The organism is Bifidobacterium margollesii, assembly GCF_002860355.1.
Lineage (GTDB): Bacteria > Actinomycetota > Actinomycetes > Actinomycetales > Bifidobacteriaceae > Galliscardovia > Galliscardovia margollesii.
In genome coordinates, this window is record NZ_NMWU01000002.1 from 191,435 (window position 1) to 213,031 (window position 21,597).

Annotated in this window: 32 protein-coding genes, 1 tRNA gene and 1 pseudogene; all 34 read left to right on the forward strand. The window is 61.8% G+C overall.

The window, feature by feature from the left end:
- Nucleotides 1–55: 55 nt before the first annotated feature.
- The 34 genes and pseudogenes from rpsJ to Uis1B_RS00995 all read left to right on the forward strand — a co-directional run bounded on the left by rpsJ (nucleotide 56) and on the right by Uis1B_RS00995 (nucleotide 21,472).
- Nucleotides 56–364: a 30S ribosomal protein S10 gene (gene rpsJ / locus Uis1B_RS00830; protein ID WP_006288664.1), complete on the forward strand. Its 309-nt coding sequence runs from the start codon at nucleotides 56–58 to the stop codon at nucleotides 362–364.
- Between the two features lie 17 nt (nucleotides 365–381).
- Nucleotides 382–1,029, forward strand: a complete 648-nt coding sequence (rplC, locus tag Uis1B_RS00835) for a 50S ribosomal protein L3 (protein WP_101614634.1) — start codon at nucleotides 382–384, stop codon at nucleotides 1,027–1,029.
- A gap of 6 nt (nucleotides 1,030–1,035) precedes the next feature.
- Nucleotides 1,036–1,698, forward strand: a complete 663-nt coding sequence (gene rplD, locus Uis1B_RS00840; RefSeq protein ID WP_423734843.1) for a 50S ribosomal protein L4 — start codon at nucleotides 1,036–1,038, stop codon at nucleotides 1,696–1,698.
- 5 nt (nucleotides 1,699–1,703) lie between these two features.
- Nucleotides 1,704–2,000 (forward strand): 50S ribosomal protein L23, encoded by a 297-nt coding sequence (gene rplW, locus Uis1B_RS00845; RefSeq protein WP_100512614.1) that lies wholly within the window; start codon nucleotides 1,704–1,706, stop codon nucleotides 1,998–2,000.
- Between the two features lie 30 nt (nucleotides 2,001–2,030).
- Nucleotides 2,031–2,861 carry a 50S ribosomal protein L2 gene (rplB, locus tag Uis1B_RS00850; protein ID WP_101614638.1) on the forward strand — a complete coding sequence of 277 codons (831 nt, stop codon included), beginning with the start codon at nucleotides 2,031–2,033 and terminating at the stop codon, nucleotides 2,859–2,861.
- A 15-nt stretch (nucleotides 2,862–2,876) separates the two neighbouring features.
- The gene (gene rpsS, locus Uis1B_RS00855; RefSeq protein WP_003814508.1) at nucleotides 2,877–3,155 is read left to right on the forward strand and encodes a 30S ribosomal protein S19; all 279 of its coding nucleotides are present in this window, start codon (nucleotides 2,877–2,879) and stop codon (nucleotides 3,153–3,155) included.
- Between the two features lie 22 nt (nucleotides 3,156–3,177).
- Nucleotides 3,178–3,537, forward strand: coding sequence for a 50S ribosomal protein L22 (rplV, locus tag Uis1B_RS00860; RefSeq protein WP_101614640.1), 360 nt, complete (start codon nucleotides 3,178–3,180; stop codon nucleotides 3,535–3,537).
- On the forward strand, nucleotides 3,537–4,346 hold the full coding sequence (gene rpsC, locus Uis1B_RS00865; RefSeq protein ID WP_101614642.1) for a 30S ribosomal protein S3: 810 nt from the start codon (nucleotides 3,537–3,539) through the stop codon (nucleotides 4,344–4,346). Before rplV ends, rpsC begins: the two co-directional genes overlap by 1 nt.
- A gap of 5 nt (nucleotides 4,347–4,351) precedes the next feature.
- A complete protein-coding gene (rplP, locus tag Uis1B_RS00870) occupies nucleotides 4,352–4,771 on the forward strand; it encodes a 50S ribosomal protein L16 (protein ID WP_100512610.1) in 420 nt (139 codons plus the stop codon).
- Nucleotides 4,771–5,022 carry a 50S ribosomal protein L29 gene (gene rpmC / locus Uis1B_RS00875; protein ID WP_101614644.1) on the forward strand — a complete coding sequence of 84 codons (252 nt, stop codon included), beginning with the start codon at nucleotides 4,771–4,773 and terminating at the stop codon, nucleotides 5,020–5,022. Before rplP ends, rpmC begins: the two co-directional genes overlap by 1 nt.
- A 2-nt stretch (nucleotides 5,023–5,024) precedes the next feature.
- Nucleotides 5,025–5,285, forward strand: a complete 261-nt coding sequence (gene rpsQ / locus Uis1B_RS00880; RefSeq protein ID WP_101614646.1) for a 30S ribosomal protein S17 — start codon at nucleotides 5,025–5,027, stop codon at nucleotides 5,283–5,285.
- Nucleotides 5,286–5,374: 89 nt separating this feature from the next.
- Nucleotides 5,375–5,743: a 50S ribosomal protein L14 gene (rplN, locus tag Uis1B_RS00885; protein WP_101614648.1), complete on the forward strand. Its 369-nt coding sequence runs from the start codon at nucleotides 5,375–5,377 to the stop codon at nucleotides 5,741–5,743.
- Complete coding sequence (gene rplX, locus Uis1B_RS00890; protein WP_101614650.1) at nucleotides 5,744–6,079, forward strand: 50S ribosomal protein L24; 336 nt, start codon at nucleotides 5,744–5,746, stop codon at nucleotides 6,077–6,079. It abuts the gene before it with no gap.
- On the forward strand, nucleotides 6,076–6,648 hold the full coding sequence (gene rplE / locus Uis1B_RS00895; protein ID WP_101614652.1) for a 50S ribosomal protein L5: 573 nt from the start codon (nucleotides 6,076–6,078) through the stop codon (nucleotides 6,646–6,648). The genes rplX and rplE overlap by 4 nt, the downstream gene beginning before the upstream one ends.
- Nucleotide 6,649: 1 nt before the next feature.
- The gene (locus tag Uis1B_RS00900) at nucleotides 6,650–6,835 is read left to right on the forward strand and encodes a type Z 30S ribosomal protein S14 (RefSeq protein WP_033493929.1); all 186 of its coding nucleotides are present in this window, start codon (nucleotides 6,650–6,652) and stop codon (nucleotides 6,833–6,835) included.
- 83 nt (nucleotides 6,836–6,918) lie between these two features.
- Nucleotides 6,919–7,317 (forward strand): 30S ribosomal protein S8, encoded by a 399-nt coding sequence (rpsH, locus tag Uis1B_RS00905; protein WP_101614654.1) that lies wholly within the window; start codon nucleotides 6,919–6,921, stop codon nucleotides 7,315–7,317.
- A 20-nt stretch (nucleotides 7,318–7,337) separates the two neighbouring features.
- A complete protein-coding gene (gene rplF / locus Uis1B_RS00910) occupies nucleotides 7,338–7,877 on the forward strand; it encodes a 50S ribosomal protein L6 (protein WP_101614656.1) in 540 nt (179 codons plus the stop codon).
- Nucleotide 7,878: 1 nt separating this feature from the next.
- A complete protein-coding gene (gene rplR / locus Uis1B_RS00915; RefSeq protein WP_101614658.1) occupies nucleotides 7,879–8,250 on the forward strand; it encodes a 50S ribosomal protein L18 in 372 nt (123 codons plus the stop codon).
- Nucleotides 8,247–8,981 carry a 30S ribosomal protein S5 gene (rpsE, locus tag Uis1B_RS00920; RefSeq protein ID WP_101614659.1) on the forward strand — a complete coding sequence of 245 codons (735 nt, stop codon included), beginning with the start codon at nucleotides 8,247–8,249 and terminating at the stop codon, nucleotides 8,979–8,981. The genes rplR and rpsE overlap by 4 nt, the downstream gene beginning before the upstream one ends.
- A gap of 2 nt (nucleotides 8,982–8,983) precedes the next feature.
- Nucleotides 8,984–9,166, forward strand: a complete 183-nt coding sequence (gene rpmD / locus Uis1B_RS00925; protein ID WP_101614661.1) for a 50S ribosomal protein L30 — start codon at nucleotides 8,984–8,986, stop codon at nucleotides 9,164–9,166.
- Nucleotides 9,167–9,168: 2 nt separating this feature from the next.
- The gene (gene rplO / locus Uis1B_RS00930; protein ID WP_101614663.1) at nucleotides 9,169–9,633 is read left to right on the forward strand and encodes a 50S ribosomal protein L15; all 465 of its coding nucleotides are present in this window, start codon (nucleotides 9,169–9,171) and stop codon (nucleotides 9,631–9,633) included.
- 123 nt (nucleotides 9,634–9,756) lie between these two features.
- Complete coding sequence (secY, locus tag Uis1B_RS00935) at nucleotides 9,757–11,091, forward strand: preprotein translocase subunit SecY (RefSeq protein ID WP_101614665.1); 1,335 nt, start codon at nucleotides 9,757–9,759, stop codon at nucleotides 11,089–11,091.
- A 1-nt stretch (nucleotide 11,092) separates the two neighbouring features.
- Nucleotides 11,093–11,656 (forward strand): adenylate kinase, encoded by a 564-nt coding sequence (locus Uis1B_RS00940; protein ID WP_101614667.1) that lies wholly within the window; start codon nucleotides 11,093–11,095, stop codon nucleotides 11,654–11,656.
- Nucleotides 11,657–11,847: 191 nt separating this feature from the next.
- The gene (gene infA / locus Uis1B_RS00945) at nucleotides 11,848–12,066 is read left to right on the forward strand and encodes a translation initiation factor IF-1 (RefSeq protein ID WP_004268611.1); all 219 of its coding nucleotides are present in this window, start codon (nucleotides 11,848–11,850) and stop codon (nucleotides 12,064–12,066) included.
- Between the two features lie 10 nt (nucleotides 12,067–12,076).
- Nucleotides 12,077–12,190 carry a 50S ribosomal protein L36 gene (gene rpmJ, locus Uis1B_RS00950; protein WP_093959598.1) on the forward strand — a complete coding sequence of 38 codons (114 nt, stop codon included), beginning with the start codon at nucleotides 12,077–12,079 and terminating at the stop codon, nucleotides 12,188–12,190.
- A 144-nt stretch (nucleotides 12,191–12,334) separates the two neighbouring features.
- Nucleotides 12,335–12,709, forward strand: coding sequence for a 30S ribosomal protein S13 (gene rpsM, locus Uis1B_RS00955; protein WP_100512596.1), 375 nt, complete (start codon nucleotides 12,335–12,337; stop codon nucleotides 12,707–12,709).
- 88 nt (nucleotides 12,710–12,797) lie between these two features.
- Nucleotides 12,798–13,196, forward strand: a complete 399-nt coding sequence (gene rpsK / locus Uis1B_RS00960; RefSeq protein ID WP_101614669.1) for a 30S ribosomal protein S11 — start codon at nucleotides 12,798–12,800, stop codon at nucleotides 13,194–13,196.
- A gap of 81 nt (nucleotides 13,197–13,277) precedes the next feature.
- Nucleotides 13,278–14,273 (forward strand): DNA-directed RNA polymerase subunit alpha, encoded by a 996-nt coding sequence (locus Uis1B_RS00965; protein WP_101614671.1) that lies wholly within the window; start codon nucleotides 13,278–13,280, stop codon nucleotides 14,271–14,273.
- Nucleotides 14,274–14,377: 104 nt separating this feature from the next.
- Complete coding sequence (gene rplQ, locus Uis1B_RS00970) at nucleotides 14,378–14,908, forward strand: 50S ribosomal protein L17 (RefSeq protein ID WP_101614673.1); 531 nt, start codon at nucleotides 14,378–14,380, stop codon at nucleotides 14,906–14,908.
- A 237-nt stretch (nucleotides 14,909–15,145) separates the two neighbouring features.
- Complete coding sequence (locus Uis1B_RS00975; RefSeq protein WP_165782653.1) at nucleotides 15,146–16,204, forward strand: tRNA pseudouridine synthase A; 1,059 nt, start codon at nucleotides 15,146–15,148, stop codon at nucleotides 16,202–16,204.
- Nucleotides 16,205–16,418: 214 nt separating this feature from the next.
- A pseudogene (locus Uis1B_RS00980) lies at nucleotides 16,419–18,578 on the forward strand (circularly permuted type 2 ATP-grasp protein); the annotation flags it as partial.
- A gap of 135 nt (nucleotides 18,579–18,713) precedes the next feature.
- Complete coding sequence (locus tag Uis1B_RS00985; RefSeq protein ID WP_101614679.1) at nucleotides 18,714–19,523, forward strand: transglutaminase family protein; 810 nt, start codon at nucleotides 18,714–18,716, stop codon at nucleotides 19,521–19,523.
- 151 nt (nucleotides 19,524–19,674) lie between these two features.
- A tRNA-Ser gene (locus tag Uis1B_RS00990) sits at nucleotides 19,675–19,760 on the forward strand.
- 212 nt (nucleotides 19,761–19,972) lie between these two features.
- The gene (locus Uis1B_RS00995; RefSeq protein WP_101614681.1) at nucleotides 19,973–21,472 is read left to right on the forward strand and encodes a tyrosine-type recombinase/integrase; all 1,500 of its coding nucleotides are present in this window, start codon (nucleotides 19,973–19,975) and stop codon (nucleotides 21,470–21,472) included.
- Nucleotides 21,473–21,597 lie beyond the last annotated feature (125 nt).

Here is a 21,597-nt window from a genome sequence, read left to right on the forward strand (position 1 = left end):
TACAACGAAGCAGGCTGGTAATAGTCAAGAAATTCGCAAGAAAGGGCGGACGGCAATGGCGGGACAGAAAATCCGCATCAGGCTTAAGTCCTATGACCACGAGGTCATTGACCAGTCGGCGAAGAAAATCGTCGAGACGGTCACGAACGCGGGCGCAACCGTAGTTGGCCCGGTTCCTCTGCCGACCGAGAAGAACGTGTTTGTCGTTATCCGTTCTCCTCACAAGTACAAGGATTCCCGCGAGCACTTCGAGATGCGCACCCACAAGCGTCTCATCGACATCGTTGACCCGACTCCGAAGGCAGTCGACTCTCTGATGCGTCTCGATCTGCCGGCGGACGTGAACATCGAGATCAAGCTGTAAGGGAGGAGGGAACCGTTATGAGCAACAACATCAAGAGCGCTCTTCTGGGCAAGAAGATCGGCATGACTCAGGTGTGGGATGAGAACGGCCTCTTCATCCCCGTCACGCTTGTCGACGTCTCCACCAACGTGGTGACCGCCGTGAAGACCGAGGAGACCGACGGCTACAAGGCCGTCCAGATCGGCTACGGCCAGATCGACCCGACCAAGGTGACCAAGCCGCTTGCCGGCCACTTCGCCAAGGCCGGTGTGACCCCGCGTCGTCACCTCGTCGAGATCCGCACCGAAGAAGCCGAGAACTTCGAGCCTGGTCAGGAGCTGACTGCCGAACTGTTCGCCGAAGGCGCTCAGGTCGACGTCACCGGCACCACCAAGGGCAAGGGCTTCGCCGGCACCATCAAGCGTTGGGGCTTCAAGTCCTACCGCCGTACCCACGGCTCGCACAAGAACGAGCGTCGTCCCGGTTCGGTCGGCGCCTGCGCCACCCCGGGTCGTATCCTCAAGGGCAAGCGCATGGCTGGCCGCATGGGTCATGTCACCAGCACCACGCTGAACCTCACCGTTGTTTCCTCGGACGTCGAGAACGGCGTCATCGCCATCAAGGGTGCCATCCCCGGCCCCAAGGGCAGCATCGTTCTGGTCCGTTCCGCAGTGAAGGGAGCCTGATAAATCATGGCTATTTCTCTGAATGTCACGGACGCCCAGGGCCAGGCCGCTGGTTCCGTCGAGGCTCCGGAGGAGCTGTTCGGCATTTCCGCCGAGGAAGTGCAGAACCACGTTCCGCTGGTGCACCAGGTCGTCATCGCCCAGCTGGCTGCTGCTCGTCAGGGCACCCACGCCACCAAGAACCGCGCCAAGATCTCCGGCGGCGGTAAGAAGCCGTGGAAGCAGAAGGGCACCGGTCGTGCCCGTCAGGGCTCCATCCGCGCCCCGCAGTGGGCTCACGGTGCCGTCGCTCACGGCCCGCAGCCGCGCGACTACTCGCAGCGCACCCCCAAGAAGATGAAGGCCGCCGCTCTGCGCTACATGCTGTCCGACCGTGCCAACGCCGGTCGCGTGCATGTCGTGGACTTCGGCATCGGCGAGACCCCGTCCACCAAGGCCGCCAAGGTCGTGATCGACGCCGTCGCCCAGAACCGGTTCGCCACCGTCGTGTTCTCCCGCGAGAACATCAACGAATGGCTGTCCGTTCGCAACCTGCCGACCGTGCACCCCATCTTCGCCGATCAGCTCAACACCTACGATGTGGTGACCGCCGAGGATCTCGTCTTCACCAAGGAAGGCTTCGAAGCCTTCGTGAACGCGAAGTCCGCCAAGGCTGAGAAGGAGGCCTGATTCACATGGCAGCGATTCACAAGCCCGCACACGACATCATCCTCAAGCCTGTCGTCTCCGAAAAGAGCTACGCCAACTCCGACATGGGCCAGTACACCTTCGTGGTGGCTCCCACCGCGAACAAGGTGCAGATCAAGCAGGCCATCGAAGAGATCTTCAATGTCAAGGTGACGAACGTCAACACCCTCAACCGCGCCGGCAAGCGTCAGCGCACCCGCACCGGTTACGGCCGCCGCGTGAACGAAAAGCGCGCCATCGTGACCGTCGCCGAGGGCCAGACCATCGACATCTTCGGCAACTGAAGGCTAGCCGAGAAAGTTAGGAACTAAATTATGGCTATCCGTACATACAAGCCGACGACTGCCGGTCGCCGCAACGCTTCGGTTTCGGATTTCTCCGAGATCACGCGTTCGACGCCTGAGAAGTCGCTGGTTCGCAAGCTCAGCAAGACCGGCGGTCGTAACTCCTACGGCCGTATGACCAGCCGCCACCGTGGCGGTGGCCACAAGCGTCAGTACCGTCTCATCGACTTCAAGCGTTGGGACAAGGACGGCGTGCCGGCCAAGGTCGCTCACATCGAGTACGACCCGAACCGTTCCGCCCGCATCGCGCTGCTGCACTACGCCGATGGCGAGAAGCGCTACATCATCGCCCCCGAGGGCGTGAAGCAGGGCGACGTCATCGAGACCGGTGCCAAGGCCGACATCAAGCCCGGCAACAACCTGCCGCTGAGCAACATCCCGACCGGTACCGTGGTGCACGCCATCGAGCTCCGTCCGCTGGGCGGCGCGAAGATCGCCCGCTCCGCCGGTGCCGCCGTGCAGCTCGTCGCCAAGGACGGTGCCTACGCCCAGCTGCGTATGCCGTCCGGCGAAATCCGCAACGTGGATGCCCGTTGCCGCGCCACCGTCGGTGAGGTCGGCAACTCCGAGCACGCCAACATCGAACTCGGCAAGGCCGGTCGTGCCCGCTGGATGGGCAAGCGTCCGGTGACCCGTGGTGAATCCATGAACCCGGTCGATCACCCGCATGGTGGTCGTACTCGCGGTGGTAAGCCGCCGGTGTCGCCGTGGGGCAAGGGCGAGGTCCGTACTCGTCGCCCGAAGAAGGCTTCGAACAAGATGATCGTTCGTCGTCGTCCGGCCGGTAAGAACCGCAAGTAAGGGAGTATCGAAGAGATGACTCGTAGCATCAAGAAGGGCCCCTTCGTCGACGCCCACTTGCAGAAGAAGGTCGACGAGCAGAACGAGAAGGGCACCAAGAACGTCATCAAGACGTGGTCCCGTCGTTCGATGATCACCCCTGATTTCATCGGACACACGTTCGCAGTCCACGATGGTCGCAAGCATGTCCCGGTGTTCGTCACCGAGGCCATGGTTGGCCACAAGCTCGGTGAGTTCGCCCCCACGAAGACCTTCAAGGGTCACGTGAAGGACGACAAGAAGGCACGCCGCTAAAGGCGAGGAGAGTAAAGACGTTATGGAAGCTAAAGCAATCGCTCGTCACGTCCGCGTGACGCCGCGCAAGGCTCGCCGCGTCGTCGACCTCATCCGAGGCAAGCAGGCGACCGAAGCGGTGACCATTCTCAAGTTCGCCCCCCAGGATGCGGCCGTTCCGGTCCGCAAGGTTCTGGAGAGCGCCATCGCCAACGCTCGTGTGAAGGCCGACAGGGCCAACGAGCCGTTCCGCGAGAACGATCTGGTCGTTAAGGAGACGTTCGTCGACGAGGGCGTCACCCTGAAGCGATTCCGTGCACGCGCCCAGGGCCGTGCCGCTCGCATCAACAAGCGCACCAGCCACATTACGGTTATCGTCGCCGATAAGGAAGGAGCCCGATAATGGGTCAGAAGATCAACCCGTTCGGCTACCGTCTTGGCGTCACCGAACAGCACCGTAGCCGCTGGTTCTCCGACTCCAACAAGGCCGGAGAGCGCTACAGCGACTTCGTTCTCGAAGATGACAAGATCCGCAAGGCCCTGAACGCCGATCTCGAACGTGCGGGTGTGTCCCGCATCGTGATCGAGCGCACCCGCGACCGCGTGCGTGTGGACATCCACACCGCTCGTCCGGGCATCGTCATCGGCCGTCGTGGCGCCGAGGCCGACAAGGTCCGCGCCAAGCTCGAGAAGCTGACTGGCAAGCAGGTCCAGCTCAACATCTTCGAGGTTCGCAACGCCGCCATCGACGCCCAGCTCGTCGCTCAGGGCATCGCTGAGCAGCTGACCAACCGCGTCACCTTCCGTCGCGCCATGCGCAAGGCCCAGCAGGATGCCATGCGCGCCGGTGCCAAGGGTATCCGAATCAAGCTCTCCGGCCGCCTCGGCGGTGCCGAAATGAGCCGTTCGGAGTTCTACCGCGAAGGCCGCGTCCCGCTGCAGACCCTGCGCGCCCTCATCGATTACGGCTTCTTCGAAGCCAAGACCACCTACGGTCGCATCGGTGTGAAGGTGTGGATCTACAAGGGCGACATGACCGAGCGTGAATTCGAAGAGCAGCAGGCCCAGCAGCAGGGCGCCCGCGGCCGTCGCGGCGATCGTCGTCCGCGCCGTGGCTCCCGCAACGCTCAGGCCCAGAAGACCGCCCAGGCCCAGGCTCCCGAAGCCAAGGCTGAGGCAGCCGCTCCGGCCGCCACGGAAGCAAAGGAGTAACCCAGATGCTTATTCCGAAGAGGACTAAATATCGCAAGCAGCACCGTCCTGTCCGTAAGGGCATGTCCAAGGGCGGCAACGAGATCGCATTCGGCGATTTCGGCATTCAGGCGCTGGCTCCGGCTTACGTGACCAACCGCCAGATTGAGGCCGCTCGTATCGCCATGACCCGTTACATCAAGCGTGGTGGTCGTGTGTGGATCACGATCTTCCCTGATCGCCCGCTGACCAAGCACCCCCTCGGCGCCCGAATGGGTTCCGGTAAGGGCACCCCGGAGTTCTGGATCGCCAACGTGCGTCCGGGCCGCGTGATGTTCGAAATCGGTGGTGTTTCCGAGGATGTCGCTCGTGAGGCTCTGCGCCGCGCCATCGACAAGCTCCCCATGAAGTGCAGGATTATCGCCCGTGAAGGTGGTGACAACTGATGGCAGTCGGTACCGCTGATTACACCATTAAGAACCTCAACGCTAAGACCAACGCGGAAATCGAGGAGGCCCTCAAGTCCTCCAAGGAAGAGCTGTTCAACCTGCGCTTCCAGGCCGCTACCGGTCAGCTCGACAACACTTCGCGCATCAAGGCCGTGAAGCGTGACATCGCTCGCATGTACACGGTCCTGCGTGAACGTGAACTCGGCATCAGCGAGGCTCCGGCAGAAGAAAAGACTGAGGAGAAGTAAGCATGGCTGAAGAGCGTAATTCCCGCAAGGTTCGCCGTGGTTATGTCGTGTCCGATAAGATGGACAAGACCATCACGGTCGAGATCGAGCACCGTTCGACCCACCCGCTGTACGGCAAGGTCGTTCGTACCACCAGCAAGGTCAAGGCTCATGATGAACACAACGACGCCCATATTGGCGATCTCGTGAGTATTATGGAGACTCGACCGTTGAGCAAGACGAAGCGTTGGCGTCTGGACGCCATCGTGGAGCGCGCCAAGTAATACAAGTTCGGCAAGGCTCGCCCAACACCCCGATCCGCCCTATGGCGGCGGGGTGTTGGGGGAGGACCGGCTCGACTTAAGGAGAATCAATGATTCAGCAGGAATCGCGACTTCGTGTCGCCGACAACACGGGTGCCAAGGAGCTCTTGACCATCCGCGTGCTCGGTGGTTCGAAGCGCCGTTATGCAGGCATTGGCGATGTCATCGTCGCCACTGTCAAGGACGCCATTCCCGGCGGATCGGTGAAGAAGAGCGACGTGGTGAAGGCCGTCGTCGTTCGCACCGTGAAGGAAACCCGCCGTCCCGATGGTTCCTACATCAAGTTCGACGAGAATGCCGCCGTCATTCTCGGCTCCGGCCGTGAACCCAAGGGCACTCGTATTTTCGGACCGGTCGCTCGTGAGCTGCGCGACAAGCGCTTCATGAAGATCGTGTCCCTCGCACCGGAGGTGATCTGAGTGGTAGCAAAGATCAAGACCGGCGATGAGGTCAAGGTCATCCGCGGCAAGGACCGCGGCAAGGAAGGCAAGGTCGTCAAGATCCTGCCGAACGACCGACTGATCGTCGAAGGTGTGCAGATTGTCAAGAAGCACGTCCGCGCCACCCAGCAGGGCCAGCAGGCCGGCATCGTGTCCGTCGAGGCTCCGATCCATCGCTCCAACGTGATGGTCATCGATCCTGAAACCAAGCAGCCGACCCGCGTCGGCGTCGTGGTCAAGGAAGAGGCCCGTGACGGCAAGGTGAAGAAGGTGCGCGTGCGCGTTGCCAAGAAGTCCGGAAAGGAGCTGGCATGAGCGATGTCACTATCGAAGCGCCGGCAACCCCGCGCTTGAAGCAGCAGTACAATGACGTCATCATCCCCGAGCTGGAGAAGGCGTTCAAGTTCAACAACCCGATGCAGGTTCCCCGCGTCGAGAAGGTTGTCGTCTCCATGGGTGTCGGTGCCGCGGCCCGCGACTCCAAGCTCATCGAAGGCGCCGTCTCCGATCTGACCAAGATCACCGGCCAGAAGCCGAAGGTCACCAAGGCCAAGAAGTCCGTCGCGCAGTTCCACCTGCGTGAAGGCCAGGCCATCGGTGCCTACGTCACCCTGCGCGGCGATCGCATGTGGGAGTTCCTGGATCGTCTGCTGACCCTGGCCCTGCCGCGAATCCGCGATTTCCGCGGCATCAACGGCAACCAGTTCGACGGCAACGGCAACTACAACTTCGGTCTGACGGAACAGACGATGTTCCTGGAGATCAACCCCGATGAGGTCGATCACCAGCGTGGTATGGACATCACCGTCGTGACTTCAACCAAGGACGACAAGGAAGCTCAGGTTCTGCTGAAGCACCTTGGCTTCCCGTTCAAGGAGAACTGATATGGCAAAAACCGCTCTGAAGAACAAGGCGGCCGGCAAGCCTAAGTTCAAGGTGCGCGCCTACACGCGTTGCCAGGTCTGCGGTCGTCCCCATTCCGTGTATCGCAAGTTCGGCCTGTGCCGCGTCTGCCTTCGTGAGAAGGCGCACCGCGGTGAGCTGCCCGGCGTTACGAAGTCCAGTTGGTAAATATCGACGTCGAAGGTCCGCTGCTCGACGACCGGAAGGTCGTCCTGCGGCGGAAACCACGGCGAGGAAGGGCATAAGCCCACATGACAATGACAGATCCCATCGCAGACATGCTTACGCGTCTGCGTAACGCGAGCGCGGCTAAGCACGAGACCGTGGATATGCCGTACTCCAAGTTCAAGGCCGCCATCGCGGCCATCCTGAAGCGTGAAGGCTACATCGCCGATTTCAGCGCCAAGGAAGCCAAGGTCGGCCAGACCCTTGAGGTCACCCTCAAGTACGGCCCGAACGGTGAGCGCAGCATCGAAGGCATCAAGCGCGTTTCCAAGCCTGGCCTTCGTCGTTACGCCAAGTCCGACTCCCTGCCCATGCCGCTGGGCGGTCTTGGCATCGCGATCATCTCGACGAGTTCGGGACTGATGACCCAGAAGGAATGCCTCAAGGAAGGCATTGGCGGCGAGATCGTCGCCTACGTGTGGTGAGAAAGGAGAGCTGATTACTTATGGCATCGCATATCGGTAAGCTCCCCGTCGCCATTCCGGCTGGGGTTGAGGTCAAGATCGACGGACAGGCGTTCTCCGCCAAGGGTCCGAAGGGCTCCGACTCGTACACCATTCCCGAAGGCATCACCGGCGCGGTCGAGAACAACGAGATTGTGCTCACCCCGGCGGACGACCTTCGTCCCACCCGCGCCAAGCACGGTCTGAGCCGCTCCATCATCGCTTCGATGGTCAAGGGCGTGCACGAGGGCTACGCCAAGCGCCTGCAGATCGTCGGCACCGGTTACCGTGTGGTCGCCAAGGGCAAGGGCCTCGAGTTCTTCCTCGGCTACTCCCACACCATCACCGTGAACCCGCCGGAAGGCATCGAGTTCGAGGTCGTCAACCCGAACGAGCTCGTCGTCAAGGGCACCGACAAGCAGGTTGTTGGTCAGGTTGCCGCTAACATCCGCAAGCTTCGCGCTCCGGAACCCTACAAGGGCAAGGGTGTGAAGTACGCCGATGAGCACATCCTGCGCAAGGCCGGAAAGGCTGGTAAGTAATATGACCGTCAAGATTTTCGGTAAGGGCAAGAAGGTCGCTCGTCTGCGCCGTCACGCTCGTCTGCGCAAGAAGATCGTGGGCACCCCCGAGCGTCCCCGTCTGGTCGTCACCCGTTCCAACCGCAACATGACCGCTCAGGTCGTCGACGATACCAAGGGCATCACCCTGGTGAGCGCCACCACCCTGAGCGCCGATTTCGCCGGTTTCGAAGGCACCAAGACCGACGCCGCCCGCAAGGTCGGCGAGCTTGTGGCCGAGAAGGCCAAGGCTGCCGGCATCACCGCCGTAGTCTTCGACCGCGGTGGCAACAAGTACCATGGTCGCGTCGCAGCCGTCGCTGAAGGCGCCCGAGAGGGAGGTCTGGCACTGTGAGCGACAACGAAGTGAAGGAAACCCAAGTGGCTGAAGATTCTCAGAACAACGAAGCCGCTGCCGAGACCAAGAACGACGAGCGCAAGGGCCGCCGCGGCGGTCGTGGCGAGGGTCGTCGTGGCGAACGCCGCAACCGTCGTGAGGAGAACCGCGGCGACGAGATGATGGACCGCGTGGTCACCATCAACCGTGTGGCCAAGACCCACAAGGGTGGTCGTACGTTCAGCTTCGCCGCTCTGGTCGTCGTCGGTGACGGCAACGGAACCGTCGGCGTCGGCTACGGCAAGTCCCGTGAGGTCCCGGCGGCCATCGCCAAGGGCCAGCTGGACGCCAAGAAGCACATGTTCACCGTTCCGCGCGTTCGTGGCACCATCACCCATCCGGTGATCGGTCACGATGCCGCCGGCACCGTGCTGCTTCGCCCCGCCGCTCCCGGTACCGGTGTTATCGCCGGTGGCGCCGTTCGCGCCGTGCTGGAATGCGCCGGCGTGACCGACATCCTCTCCAAGTCCATGGGCTCCTCCAACGCCATCAACACGGTGAACGCCGTGGTCGATGCGCTGAAGCAGCTTGAGGAGCCGGAAGAGGTCGCGGCCCGTCGTGGCCTGTCGCTCGAAGAGGTCGCCCCCGAAGCCCTGCTTCGTGAGCGTGCCGCCGGCATCGCCGAGGCTCGCAAGGCCCGTGAAGAGGCCGCTGCCGCCAAGGCCGCTGAGCAGAAGGACGGTGAGTGAGCATGGCAAATCTGAAGGTTACGCTCATCCGCGGTTTCGCTGGCAAGACCGACGCGCAGAAGGAGACCGCCAAGTCCCTCGGTCTGCGCAAGATCGGCCAGAGCGTCATCCGCGAGGACAATCCCGTGTACCGTGGCATGATCGCCAAGATCAACCACATGGTGACCGTTGAGGAGGCAGACTGATCATGGCTGAAAACAACGAAGAGGCCACCATCCTGCGCATGCACGACCTGCGTCCTGCCCCCGGCGCCAACAAGGATCGCATCCGCGTTGGCCGTGGTGAAGGCTCCAAGGGTAAGACCTCGGGCCGTGGCACCAAGGGCACCAAGGCCCGCTACCAGGTTCGTCCCGGCTTCGAAGGCGGACAGCTGCCGCTGTACATGCGCCTGCCGAAGCTGCGCGGCTTCAAGAGCCCGTTCAAGAAGCAGTTCCAGGTTGTCAACGTCGCCACGCTCGCGGAGCTTTTCCCGCAGGGCGGCGAGGTGACCGTCGAGGATCTCGTGGCCAAGGGTGCAGTCCGCAAGGGCTTCCCGGTCAAGGTTCTGGGCGATGGCGAAACCACCGTTGCCTTCACCCTCAAGGGTGTCAAGGCTTCGGCTTCCGCCAAGACCAAGATCGAGGCTGCCGGAGGCTCCATCTCCGAGGAGTAATCACTCGGGAGAATAGGCTTCCATAGCAATGACCCTCCCCACGCAAGCGGGGAGGGTCATTGCGTATGAGTACACTGTTTGCCTGTGCGTCGCCCGCTCCGGGCACGCCTAAGGGAGGAACACGTGAGAACGCTAATTCAAGCTCTCCGCACGAAGGAGTTGAGGAACAAGATCCTCTTCGTCTTCGGTATCATCATCATCTACCGTATCGGCTCGTTCATCCCGACTCCGGGGGTGGACTACAAGGTGGTGCAGGACTGCGTGGCGGGCACCACCAACGAGGACTTCATCGGTCTGGTGAACCTGTTCTCCGGTGGCGCACTGCTCCAGCTGTCGATCTTCGCCTTGGGCATCATGCCGTACATCACGGCCTCCATCGTCGTGCAGCTGCTGCGCGTGGTGATCCCCCGCTTCGAGGCTCTGCACAAGGAGGGTCAGTCCGGCGAGGCCAAGCTCACCCAGTACACCCGATACATGACCATCGGTCTGGCCGTGCTGCAGTCCACCACGATCCTTGTGACCGCCCGAACCGGCGCCCTGTTCAACTATGCGTGCTCCGGGCAGGTCATTCCGGACGGTTCGATCTGGAACCTGACCGTCATGGTGCTGATCATGACCGGCGGCACCGGCCTGATCATGTGGATGGCCGAGCTGATCACCGACAAGGCCATCGGCAACGGCATGTCCATCCTGATCTTCATGTCCATCTGCTCCGGATTCCTCCCGCAGCTGTGGGAGATCGGCTGGGGCACCAACGGCACCGACGGCGACTGGACCAAGTTCGGCATCGTCGTGGGCACCCTCGTCGTGATCCTCGTGTTCGTCGTGTACGTCGAGCTCGCCCAGCGTCGCATCCCGGTGCAGTACACCCGCCGCATGATCGGCCGCAAGATGTACGGCGGCACCAGCACGTACCTGCCGTTGAAGATCAACATGAGCGGCGTGATCCCGCCGATCTTCGCCAGCTCGATCCTCGCCGTGCCGACCCTGATCGCCCAGTTCGGCAAGTCGGACCAGTCATGGGTGCAGTGGATCAACACGAATCTCGCGGACACCACCAGCGTGTGGTACATCGGCCTGTACGCGCTGATGATCGTGTTCTTCGTGTTCTTCTACACGTCGATCACGTTCAACACCGACGAAACCGCCGACAACATGAAGCAGTACGGCGGATTCATCCCAGGCATCCGCGCCGGCCGCGCCACCAGTGCGTATCTGACGTATGTGATCAACCGCCTGAACACCGTGGGCGCGGTGTACCTGCTGTTCGTGGCGCTGATCCCGACCGTGCTGATCATGGCGCTGCAGCTCAACGCGCATCTGCCGTTCGGCGGCACCACGATCCTGATCATCGCGGGCGTGGGCCTCGACACACTCCGTCAGGCCAAGGCCCGCACCGAGCAGTTCCAGTACGAAGGCTTCCTGCTCGAAGACGAATTCAACACAGAAAGTAAGTGATATGCGACTGCTAATCATGGGCCCTCAGGGCGTCGGCAAGGGAACTCAGGCCGCGAAGCTGGCCGAGCATTTCGGCATCCCCACCATCTCCACCGGTGACATCTTCCGCTTCAACATCAAGAACAAGACCGAGCTTGGTCTCGAAGCGCTGAAGTACATCGACAAGGGCGAGCTGGTTCCCGACGAGCTGACCAACAAGATCGTCGAGGATCGTCTGGCCAAGGACGATGTGAAGAACGGTTGGATTCTGGACGGATACCCGCGCAACGCCTCCCAGGTCGTGGCCCTCGACGCCATGCTGGAGCGTCTCGGCACCCCGCTCGACGCCGTGGTGGCCCTTGACGCCGATCACGATGTGCTCATGGAGCGCATGAAGAAGCGCGCCGAGATCGAAGGCCGCTCCGACGACACCCCCGAGGCCATCGCCAAGCGTCTGGAGACCTACGCCAAGGAGACCGCTCCGCTGCTGGACACCTACAAGCAGCGCGGCCTGCTGCGCGAGATCGACGGCGTCGGCGAGATCGACGCCATTCAGGCCAACATCGTCAAGGCGCTCGAAGCCTGATCGCCTGGGTGAAGGTCGACCGACGCTTGGGTGACGCTTAGGCGACGCCTAGGTGATGATTAGACGACACGCCGAAGCCAGAGCGTCTCTTCCTCTGTTTGTGGAAGAGACGCTTTTCTGTTATATTAGACATTTGGTGTGTCTCCGGATGCACAAGAAAGTAATTGACGCCAAGGAACGGAACGAGGGTCATGGCAAAAGACGGTGTGATTGAGGTTGAAGGTCGTGTTGTTGAAGCATTGCCGAACGCAATGTTTCGCGTCGAGCTGGAAAACAAGCACATCGTTCTGGCGACGATTTCCGGAAAGATGCGTAAGAACTACATTCGCATTCTTCCGCAGGACCGCGTGGTTCTGGAGATGAGCCCCTATGATCTGAACCGCGGCCGAATTACCTACCGTTACAAGTAAAAGGAAAACCATGAAGGTCAGCCCCAGTGTGAAGAAGATCTGCGACAAGTGCCGCGTGATCCGTCGTCACGGCCGCGTCATGGTGATCTGCGAAAACCCGCGCCACAAGCAGCGCCAGGGCTGAGACAGATTTCCAGCGGCAAATAGTAATACGCTGAATCACAGCGTTCGCATCACCACGTGCGGCGCTGAACCCCAGGCTCGGAGGCTTGGGCCGTGAACTCGGACGATTTGGCGTCAGACCTCCGAATACACAGAAGGAATCGCAATGGCACGTCTTGCCGGAGTCGACATCCCCAATGAGAAGCGCATCGAGATCGCCCTCACCTACATTTTCGGTGTGGGTCGCACTCGTGCCAAGGAAACGCTCGCAGCGACCGGTATCAACCCGGACACCCGCGTCAAGGATCTCTCCGATGAGCAGCTGATTACGCTGCGTGATTACCTTGAGGGTAATTACAAGATCGAAGGTGACCTGCGTCGTGAGGTGGATGCGGACATCCGCCGTAAGATCCAGATCAACTGCTACCAGGGCATCCGCCATCGTAAGCACCTGCCCGTGCGTGGCCAGCGTACCAAGACCAACGCCCGCACCCGCAAGGGACCGAAGCGTACGGTTGCCGGTAAGAAGAAGGCGGCCTGATCCATCAGGCCGTAGCTCGGGCCACGGAGGGTCAGACTCCATCGTCCGAGCATGGATATAACAATTCGTAATTAGGAAACGAGGATCAATGGCAGCTGCGAAGCAAGCCGTGCGTAAGCCCCGTCGCCGCGATCGCAAGTCGATCCCGGTGGGCCAGGCGCACATCAAGTCCACTTTCAACAACACGATCATTTCGATCACCGATCCGTCCGGCGCCGTGGTGTCTTGGGCCTCCGGTGGCGATGTCGGCTTCAAGGGCTCCCGTAAGTCCACGCCGTACGCCGCTGGTATGGCCGCCGAAGCCGCTGCCCGCAAGGCCATGGAACACGGCGTCAAGAAGGTCGACGTGTTCGTCAAGGGCCCGGGTTCCGGTCGTGAAACCGCCATCCGCTCCCTGCAGTCCGCAGGCCTTGAGGTCGGTTCCATCTCCGACGTCACCCCGCAGGCTCACAACGGCGTTCGCCCCCCGAAGCGTCGCCGCGTCTGAAGCACTGACTGACGAATAAGTAATCCAACCCGCGAGAATCGGCGAGTGCACGGCCGATTTGAGCTGAAAGGATAAGCAAAAGTGCTGATTGCACAGCGTCCGACACTGTCTGAGGAAGTCCTCAACCCCCAGCGTTCCCGCTTCACCATCGAGCCGCTTGAGCCCGGTTTTGGCTACACTCTCGGTAATTCGCTGCGTCGTACGCTGCTGAGCTCCATTCCCGGAGCCGCAGTGACGAGCGTTCGCATTTCCGGTGCTCTGCACGAGTTCACCACGCTGCCCGGCGTGAAGGAAGATGTGACGGAGATCCTCCTGAACATCAAGGGGATCGTGCTCACCAGCGAGTACGACGAGCCTGTCGTCATGTATCTGCGCAAGAGCGGAGAAGGCGAAGCCACCGCGGGAGACATCACTCCTCCGGCCGGTGTCGTCATTTCCAACCCCGATCTGCACATCGCCACCCTTGCCGAGGACGGCGAGCTGGAGATCGAGTTCACCGTCGAGCGTGGCCGTGGCTACGTGCCCGCCCAGATGAACAAGCAGGATACCTCCGAAATCGGTCGTATCCCCGTGGATTCCATCTACTCCCCGGTGCTGAAGGTGAGCTACAAGGTCGAGGCTACTCGTGTTGAGCAGCGTACCGACTTCGACAAGCTCATCCTTGACGTGGAGACCAAGCCGGCCATTTCCCCGCGTGACGCCGTGGCGTCCGCCGGCTCCACCCTCGTTGAGCTCTTCGGTCTGTGCCGCGAGCTGAACAATCAGGCCGAGGGCATCGAAGTGGGCCCTGTTCCGGTCGTCGAAGAGGCCAACCCCGAAATGGCTGTGCCGATCGAGGATCTGAACCTGACCCAGCGTTCGTACAACTGCCTCAAGCGTGAAGGAATTCACACCATCGGCGAGCTGGTCTCCCATACGGAGCAGGATCTGCTCGACATCCGCAATTTCGGTATGAAGTCCATCGACGAAGTCAAGGAGAAGCTGCAGTCCCTCGGTCTGTCGCTCAAGGCTTCGCCGCTCGGCCTCGATACCATCAATCTCGAAGGAGGCACGTTCTTCTCTCCGGAGGACGAGTGATCGTTCCTTCGGGAGATGAACGTCTCCCTTTGAACTAACGCTCCGTCCGTGCAGATGTTTGGGCATATGCCCTCCTGCCGGGCGGGACATAAGGAGTAAATACAATGCCTACACCGAAGAAGGGCCCGCGTCTGGCGTCCAGCCCCGCGCATGAGCGCCTGATGCTCGCCAACATGGCGACGAGCCTGTTCGAGCACGGCCGCATCACCACCACCCTGCCGAAGGCCAAGCGTCTGCGTCCGCTGGCCGAGCGCCTGATCACCTTCGCCAAGCGCGGTGATCTGCACTCCCGCCGCCGTGTGATGCGCGTCATTCGCAACAAGTCCGTGGTGCACACCCTGTTCACCCACATCGCCGAAATGATGGAGCAGCGTGAGGGCGGCTACACCCGCATCACCAAGATCGCCTCCCGTCACGGCGACAACGCTCCGATGGCCATCATCGAGCTCGTCACCGAGCCGGTGAGCCCGAAGCAGGCTGTGGTGAAGGAAGCCGAAGCCGCCACCAAGGTCGCCGACGAGAAGGCCGAAGAGGCTCCCGTCGAGGAGACCAAGGTCGAAGCCCCCGCCGCCGAGGCCGAGTCCACCGAGGCTCCCGCCGAAGCCGCCGAGGCCACCGAGGAGAAGGCCGAGTGAGAATCAGTTGGTTCGCTTAGGTGAACCAACGACATGTCGCTCACATCGCTGAAAAGGTCCGTGAACCGAACGGTTCCGGACCTTTTCCGTTATCTGGTCCGTTACGTCCGTTGGTCAAAACGATTTGGTCGAACCGATCACGAACCGGCCGTTTTCGGGGTCTTCATGTGTGGTTTCGGCCAATCAACGCGATTCACGGTGCATTGATTGGCCGAAACCTATGGCAAAGTGGTGGATATGCGTTTACGGATTGATCTGGGATACGACGGCACTGGATTCTATGGCTGGGCCCGCCAGCCGCAGTTGCGTACCGTGCAGGGTGAGGTGGAATCCGCCTTGCGCAAGATACTGCACCTGACCGGCGAACCTGGCCGGCAGGACGGGGAGCCACGCGAACAGGAGATTCGCCTCACCGTCGCGGGTCGTACGGACACCGGCGTCCATGCGCTCCATCAGGTGTGTCACATCGACATCGAGCCTGAAATCCTCGAACGTTGCGTCGGCCACATGCAGGCGTCGCCCACCGAGGCGCTGTACCGTCGTCTGCGCAGGGTAGTGCCCGACGACATCGCCATCCATGCGGTCAGCGTGGCGCCCGAAGGTTTCGACGCCCGGTTCTCCGCTCTGGAACGCACCTACGTGTATCGGGTCAGCGACGCCGGTCAGCCGGTGGATCCTCGCACCCGCGGATTCGTGGTGGCGATCGACGATCCCCTCGACATCGAGGCGATGAACGAGGCCGCAGCCCATACGATCGGCTTGCATGACTTCGGATCGTTCGCCACTCCGAATCCGGGCGGGACCACGATCCGGAACGTCAAACTCGCACGATGGACCCGCGTGCCGACACTGCCGCTCACCGGCGTGGAAACCGAACAGCAGGCCGGGGAAACACAGGCCGGGGAAACGCCGGTCGGGAAAACACAGGCCGGGAAAACACAGTCCGGGGAAACAATGACCGATTCGATGGGGGAGGGCACCTCCGAGATCGCGGATGGCGCTTCGGCATCCGGCCGCTACGTCACCTCGCATGTCGAATCCGGACTGGTCTGCTTCACCATCGTGGCCGACGCGTTCGCCCGCAATATGGTCCGTTCGCTGGTCAACGGATGCCTGCAGGTGGGGCGGGGGCGGAAAACCGTGGAATGGTTCGCCGGGAAGATCGCCGAACCCGTTCGCGAAGGCTCCACCGGTCCGGCCGCGGCCAAGGGGCTGACTTTGGAGCATGTGCAGTATCCGGCCGACGACCAGCTGGCTGAGCGGGCGCAGGCCATCCGCGCGAAACGGACGCTGTAATCCGCACGGTCTGTGATGTCCGTGAGATCTGTGCGGTTCTCACGATCAGAGGAATCCGCGTCAGCGGCCATGAAGCCGAAGCATTCCCGAAACATTGCGTGGGTCATCCGTTAACGGTTCATGACTACGTTGAGAACGGTTGCGCAGATGACGATCCCGGGATCGTCTCCGCGCGAACGGCAAACGAAGAGGCACCAGAGTTCGGAGGCAGACAGTGATTCAGTCGGTGGCGCAGAAGATGGCTTCGGATCTCGTCGATCGCAGGCAGGCGATCAACCGCGAGCTCAGCCGCAACGGGGTTCGGTTCGGCATCTACAAGAACGGTCGGTATCATGACCAGCTGTTCCCGTACGATCCGATTCCCCGCATCATCGAATCGGATGAATTCGACGAACTGGAAGCCGGCCTCAAGCAGCGAGTCAATGCGCTCAACGCCTATTTGCGCGACATCTACTCCGACAAGCGCATCATCCACGACGGCGTGATTCCCGAGGAATACGTCTACACGTCCGAAGGCTATTTCCCCCAGGTCAACGGCGTCACCCCACCGGCCGGCGTGTTCGCCCACATCGCCGGCGAGGATCTGGTGCAGGGGGAGGACGGCCGCTGGTGGGTGCTCGAGGACAATCTGCGCATCCCCTCCGGCGCCAGCTATCCGCTGTTCGTGCGCGACATCGAGCGTCGCATCTCCCCGAAACTGTTCCGGGACGTCCATGTGCGCGACAATCGTGCGTATCCGCTGCTGCTGCGACGATCCATGGACTTCGTCTCCACCGAAGGCATCTCCGTGGTGCTCACCCCCGGCCGCTTCAACTCGGCGTTCTTCGAACACGCCTATCTGGCCGAGAAAACCGGCGCCGTGCTGGCGTTCCCCGAAGACCTCGAAGTGGAACAGAACAAGCTGTACTTCATCGACTATTCGGGCAGCAAGCATCGTGTGGGCGTGGTGTATCGCCGGCTGTCCGACGAATACCTCGACCCGTTCGCGTTCAACGCCGATTCGGTGATCGGCGTGCCCGGTCTGCTCGCCGCATACCGTGCGGGCAACGTGGCCATCATGAACGCGCCCGGCAACGGTGCGGCCGACGACAAGGCCATCTACTACTTCGTGCCGGCGATGGTGCAGTACTATCTGCATGAGGATCCGATTCTGCACAACGCGCCCACCTACATGCCGATGTTCAGCGCGGATCGCAAAACCGTGCTCGACCGTCTCGGCGAACTGGTGATCAAGGACGTGGCTGAGGCCGGCGGATACGGCGTGGTGTTCGGCTCCACGCTCGACGCCCGCCAGCGCGAGGAGCTGGCCGAGAAGATCAAGGCCGAACCGCGCCGGTTCATCGCGCAGGAGGTCATTCAGTTCCGCGACATCGACGTGGTCGATCCGGTCACCGGACACCATGAGCCGCGCAAGGCCGATCTGCGCGCGTTCGTGGTTTCCGGGCCCGATACGCGCGTGTGGTATTCGGGCCTCACCCGTTACTCCTCGGTGCCCGGTCAGATGATCGTCAACTCGTCGCAGGGCGGCGGTTTCAAGGACACTTGGGTGCTCGCCGGGCCCGACACGCCCACGATGGACGAGTTCGCGGGGGAGAAGATCTCCGTGGCCGCCGAATCGGCCCGACACTCGCTGTCGCTGCTCACCGCGTCCAAGGCCGACAACCTCTATTGGCTCGGCCGATACACCGAGCGCGTGTTCACCACGCTCACCCGGTTCTTCCCGTTCTACGATCATGTGATGGACACGGATGTGGACGCCTTCCGCCCGTTCGCGCGCGCGCTCGACCTGCCCGAGGACTTCGAGGATTTCGACGCCTTCATCCAGAACTTCCTGTACGACCCGGGCAACCCGAATTCGGTGCGCAGTGCCATGGACTGCGCGTTCAACAATGCGGTGATCCTGCGTCCGGAACTGAGCTCGCGCGTGCTGCAGTACGTGGAACTGGCTCTGAGCTCCATCGCCGACGCCTCCAGCCGCTCCTCCGACGCCGAGGACATCTACGATCAGCGTGACGTGGAGGACGACATGCTCGCCTTCTGGGGTGCGATCGAGAATTCCGTGGTCGACCAGACGCTCAAGTCGTTCCTGTTCATCGGCAAGTATCTGGAACGGCTTGACCTGTACACCAGGCTCAAGGCCACCGGCCCTGAACTCAAGCCGCCGATGACCAAGCTGATCGGCTACGCGGTCACGCTCGACGGCATGCCGGTGCCGGAATGCTTCGCCTCCGGGCTGCGCTGGCTGATCGGCCAACTGCCCGGCCGCGGCTACCCGGAACTGGCCGAAACGCTCAAACGATTCCAGCAGGGATTCTCCGACCGTGTGACTGCCGCCGCATTGAAGCCGCTCAGCGAGATCTCCGCGATGAACCTTGCCGGGCCGGTCCATACGGAGGCCAACGGAGCTGGTGACGCCGATGAGTCCGGTGAGGTCGATGCGTCTGTGAGGCTGTAGGGTAGGAGGTAGTGACTCACAGACAGGCCATAAGGCCATAAGGAGCTGACTCGGTTGAAGAAACTGTATTTTGACTATGCGATGAAACTGACGTTCAGTTCACCGGTGACCGATCATCGCTTTCAGCTTCGATGCATCCCCGCCACCGGGCCGCGGCAGCAGGTGGTGGACACCAAGGTGGTGATCGATCCCGAAGTGGAAGCGGAGAAGGCCATTGACTCCTTCGACTCCGTGGTGATGACCGGTTTCATCCCCGAGCCGCACGATCATTTCGGATACCGGGTGACGGGCATCGCCTTCGTGGACAACGAGCACATCAAGTCCGAAATCTACAAGCCGCTGTACCGCTTCGATTCGGCGCTCACCATTCCCGGGCCGTCGATTACCGCGCTGACGGAGCGATGCAAGGATCGTCTGCGGCACGAGCGCAATACCGGCTCGCCGGTTGCGGTGGCCTCGGTGGTGATGGACGAGGTGTACCAATCGTTCACCTATACGCCCAAATCCACCACGATCCGCACGACGGCGGAGGAGGCGCTGACCCAGGCCAAGGGCGTGTGCCAGGACTACGCGCATGTGATGCTCGCCGTGTGCCGGCATGTTGGGCTCACCGCCCGGTACATCGCCGGACTGCTCGGCGGCGAGGGTGCCACGCATGCGTGGGTGGAGGTGTATCACAAGGATCACTGGGTGGGTCTCGACCCGACCCACAACCGGTTGGTCGACGACAATTACATTACGATCGCCCACGGGCGCGACTACCGTGACTGCATGCTCGACATCGGCATCTTCTCCGGCGACAAGGTGACGCAGAGCCAGTGGGTGAACGCCTCCGTACATGAAGCCTCACATGTCGGACTTTGAGGGGTGAATCAGGGGCTTTTTCGCCTCGAAATCGCGAGTTGTGAGGCCGATTTTTCGAGCGTCTCCCCGGGTGCGACACGGCGGCGACGGGATTTGCCTCGGTCGCGGGGTTATGGCATACTGTACAAGTTGCCTGATCAAGGCAGCGAATGGATAAGTGTCCGAGCGGTCGAAGGAGCACGCCTCGAAAGCGTGTGAGGGCAACCCCCTCCGCGAGTTCGAATCTCGCCTTATCCGCCCCTAGGGTTTCGAGCGGTTCGCTTGAAACCCTTTTTTCATGCCGAAAACGTTGCAGTTCCGCCGTTTTTAAGGTTTTACGCCGTTTCTCCCATGTCTGCGTAATGGTGCGCGATAGTGCGTTTTAGTAGGTACCATAGTGGGTACATCGGCGGGTACGGACAGCCCGCGCGAAAAATTACCCACTTAACGACACCGGGAAAGGCTGTGATATGGGAAGGCCACGCAAGCGACAGCGCCGGCGCTTCGGCCGGCTGCGCACGATCACCAAGCACGGCCACGAATACATCGAAGCCTCATACCTCACTCCGTTATGGGCGTTCTCCCAATGGCCCAACCTCCCCAAACGCCAGTACAAGGTCGTACAGCCCGAATACGAGACCGAGGCCGTGGCATGGCTGACCGAGGCAGAGAAGGCCATAACGCTGGGGGCATGGACGCCGCCCCAGCTCGAACGCGCGAGGGAGAGACGCGAGGCCGTCACCTTCCGCGACTACGCCGAACAATGGGTGAGAAACCGGCGCAAGGCCAACGGCGACCCCATACGCGAGACATCGAAGCAGAAGCACCGCGAGGCGCTGCGCCTTTACCTCTACCCGGCGTTCGGTGACAAGCGACTGACGGACATCACCGCCAAGGACGTTCAGGCGTGGTGGGATGCGTTCACGCCGGAACGCGCCAACGAGGAAGGCGTAAGCCTTGAAGCACGCCGTCGCGCCGTCTACGCCACGCTTCGGGCCATCATGGCGAGCGCCGCCCGCGAACCCGTGGACGACGACGGGAACACGCTCATCAAGGCCACGCCATGCACCATACGCACGTCACAGGGCGAGACGCGCCACAAGGTCGTCATAGCCGAGATCGACCAACTACAGGCACTGTACGAGGCCATGCCCGCGTGGATACGACTCACTGCTTATCTCGCCGGCTATATGGGATTGCGTGAGGGCGAGTGCTTGGGCTTGCAACGCCAAGACATCGACCTTGACACGATGACGTTGCATGTTCGCCGCGCCGCCAAGACCGAAGAATACGAGGACGGCACCAAGAAGAACGTGTTAGGCCCGCCGAAAAGCCGCAGCAGCGTCCGAGACCTGACCATACCCGAATGCGTCGTGCAGCCATTGCGCGAGCACATGGAGCACGTGGGCAACGAACCCGACGCCTTGCTGTTCCCCGCGCCCCGTTCTGGCGGCGTATGCGCCGGGCAAACGCTGCGCAACGCCTTCAACCGGGTGGTCAACGATACGCCGGCGCTCGCCGGCATGAGGTTTCACGATCTGCGAGACACCGCGCTCACGCGATTGGCCGCGATGGGGGCCACTAACGGCGAACTCATGCGACAGGCCGGACACCAGACCATCGCCGTTGCGAGCAAGTACCAGCACCGCGTCGAAAGCCATTACGACACCGTTATCAGCAACCTCGACAACGCCGTAACGGCCGCGAGCGCCACGAACGACAAGACAACGCCCGAGCCGGCACAAGACGGTGACATGTCTACCCAGACCATACCCGACGCCCGGCCGAACGATCGTCAGCCAGACGCCGACAATGAGCTTGCAGCGCTCGCCGGCGTGCTCGCCGCCATGCCCCTATCGGAGCGCGTGACCGTGCTGCGCTCGCTGCCGATCGACAGGCGCGTGGCAGTGGTCGGCGCGCTGCCGGCCACGGTGAAGGGCGAGACACTGGCGGAACTGTTCAAGACGTGAGGCGCGACACGCCCGAAACTTCGGTTTGCGCTGAAACCGGGCGTGTCGCAAGGCGAGACGATGGCGCAGTGAACCACATTAAGCGTTTGGCTTTGTAACGCTTGTATGGCGTCATTGCAGCGTGT

What these genes read in the sequence shown, in the direction of transcription:
- rpsH (WP_101614654.1), top strand. Translation starts at nt 6,919, where the DNA reads ATGACAATGACAGATCCCATCGCAGACATGCTTACGCGTCTGCGTAAC.
- rplB (WP_101614638.1), top strand. Translation starts at nt 2,031, where the DNA reads ATGGCTATCCGTACATACAAGCCGACGACTGCCGGTCGCCGCAACGCT.
- rplP (WP_100512610.1), top strand. Translation starts at nt 4,352, where the DNA reads ATGCTTATTCCGAAGAGGACTAAATATCGCAAGCAGCACCGTCCTGTC.
- rpsS (WP_003814508.1), top strand. Translation starts at nt 2,877, where the DNA reads ATGACTCGTAGCATCAAGAAGGGCCCCTTCGTCGACGCCCACTTGCAG.
- Uis1B_RS00900 (WP_033493929.1), top strand. Translation starts at nt 6,650, where the DNA reads ATGGCAAAAACCGCTCTGAAGAACAAGGCGGCCGGCAAGCCTAAGTTC.
- rplN (WP_101614648.1), top strand. Translation starts at nt 5,375, where the DNA reads ATGATTCAGCAGGAATCGCGACTTCGTGTCGCCGACAACACGGGTGCC.
- rplR (WP_101614658.1), top strand. Translation starts at nt 7,879, where the DNA reads ATGACCGTCAAGATTTTCGGTAAGGGCAAGAAGGTCGCTCGTCTGCGC.
- Uis1B_RS00940 (WP_101614667.1), top strand. Translation starts at nt 11,093, where the DNA reads ATGCGACTGCTAATCATGGGCCCTCAGGGCGTCGGCAAGGGAACTCAG.
- Uis1B_RS00975 (WP_165782653.1), top strand. Translation starts at nt 15,146, where the DNA reads ATGCGTTTACGGATTGATCTGGGATACGACGGCACTGGATTCTATGGC.
- rpsQ (WP_101614646.1), top strand. Translation starts at nt 5,025, where the DNA reads ATGGCTGAAGAGCGTAATTCCCGCAAGGTTCGCCGTGGTTATGTCGTG.
- rplW (WP_100512614.1), top strand. Translation starts at nt 1,704, where the DNA reads ATGGCAGCGATTCACAAGCCCGCACACGACATCATCCTCAAGCCTGTC.
- rplC (WP_101614634.1), top strand. Translation starts at nt 382, where the DNA reads ATGAGCAACAACATCAAGAGCGCTCTTCTGGGCAAGAAGATCGGCATG.
- Uis1B_RS00995 (WP_101614681.1), top strand. Translation starts at nt 19,973, where the DNA reads ATGGGAAGGCCACGCAAGCGACAGCGCCGGCGCTTCGGCCGGCTGCGC.
- rpmJ (WP_093959598.1), top strand. Translation starts at nt 12,077, where the DNA reads ATGAAGGTCAGCCCCAGTGTGAAGAAGATCTGCGACAAGTGCCGCGTG.
- rplE (WP_101614652.1), top strand. Translation starts at nt 6,076, where the DNA reads ATGAGCGATGTCACTATCGAAGCGCCGGCAACCCCGCGCTTGAAGCAG.
- rplF (WP_101614656.1), top strand. Translation starts at nt 7,338, where the DNA reads ATGGCATCGCATATCGGTAAGCTCCCCGTCGCCATTCCGGCTGGGGTT.
- rplV (WP_101614640.1), top strand. Translation starts at nt 3,178, where the DNA reads ATGGAAGCTAAAGCAATCGCTCGTCACGTCCGCGTGACGCCGCGCAAG.
- rpsJ (WP_006288664.1), top strand. Translation starts at nt 56, where the DNA reads ATGGCGGGACAGAAAATCCGCATCAGGCTTAAGTCCTATGACCACGAG.
- rplD (WP_423734843.1), top strand. Translation starts at nt 1,036, where the DNA reads ATGGCTATTTCTCTGAATGTCACGGACGCCCAGGGCCAGGCCGCTGGT.
- rpsC (WP_101614642.1), top strand. Translation starts at nt 3,537, where the DNA reads ATGGGTCAGAAGATCAACCCGTTCGGCTACCGTCTTGGCGTCACCGAA.
- rplO (WP_101614663.1), top strand. Translation starts at nt 9,169, where the DNA reads ATGGCTGAAAACAACGAAGAGGCCACCATCCTGCGCATGCACGACCTG.
- rpsK (WP_101614669.1), top strand. Translation starts at nt 12,798, where the DNA reads ATGGCAGCTGCGAAGCAAGCCGTGCGTAAGCCCCGTCGCCGCGATCGC.
- rpmD (WP_101614661.1), top strand. Translation starts at nt 8,984, where the DNA reads ATGGCAAATCTGAAGGTTACGCTCATCCGCGGTTTCGCTGGCAAGACC.
- rpsM (WP_100512596.1), top strand. Translation starts at nt 12,335, where the DNA reads ATGGCACGTCTTGCCGGAGTCGACATCCCCAATGAGAAGCGCATCGAG.
- infA (WP_004268611.1), top strand. Translation starts at nt 11,848, where the DNA reads ATGGCAAAAGACGGTGTGATTGAGGTTGAAGGTCGTGTTGTTGAAGCA.
- rplQ (WP_101614673.1), top strand. Translation starts at nt 14,378, where the DNA reads ATGCCTACACCGAAGAAGGGCCCGCGTCTGGCGTCCAGCCCCGCGCAT.
- rpmC (WP_101614644.1), top strand. Translation starts at nt 4,771, where the DNA reads ATGGCAGTCGGTACCGCTGATTACACCATTAAGAACCTCAACGCTAAG.